Origin of the sequence: Streptomyces doebereineriae (genome assembly GCF_031845645.1) — a bacterium.
Taxonomy (GTDB): Bacteria; Actinomycetota; Actinomycetes; order Streptomycetales; family Streptomycetaceae; genus Streptomyces; species Streptomyces canus.
Map to the genome: position 1 here is coordinate 1 of NZ_JAVREZ010000446.1, position 421 is coordinate 421.

At 63.9% G+C, this 421-nt stretch carries 1 protein-coding gene; it reads right to left on the reverse strand.

Annotation, left to right across the window (positions count from 1 at the left end; all coding sequences use genetic code 11):
• Positions 1–305: aldehyde dehydrogenase family protein (locus RNB18_RS52710; RefSeq protein ID WP_311721145.1), on the reverse strand; the 305-nt coding region annotated here is incomplete at its 3' end.
• Positions 306–421 lie beyond the last annotated feature (116 nt).

Consider the following 421-nt stretch of genomic DNA (forward strand, 5'->3'; position numbering starts at 1 on the left):
GTCTCCAGCTTCAGCAGGTGCTTGAACTCGTCGGCCCGCTCGTTGATGAGCTCGACGGCCTTGGCCAGCACGGCCTGGCGCTCCTCTGGCGTCTTGTGGGGCCACGGGCCCTCGTCGAAGGCCTTGCGGGCCGCGGCGCACGCGGCGTTGACGTCGGCCTCGGCGGCCAGCGGAACCTGGCCGACCTTCTCGCCGGTCGCGGGGGAGAAGACTTCGATGACCTCGGAGGTCGAAGGCTCCACCCAGTGGCCGCCGATGAACAGTTTGTCGAATTCCGTCCTTATGGCGGCTGCGCTTTGTGTCATGGGCGTCACATTACCCAGATTTCCCAGAAAAACGAGAACCTGTTCCAGTGGATGGTCAGGACGGCCGCAGAACCAGCACCAAATTGCTCACCAGGAACTCACGGAACCCTGGTACC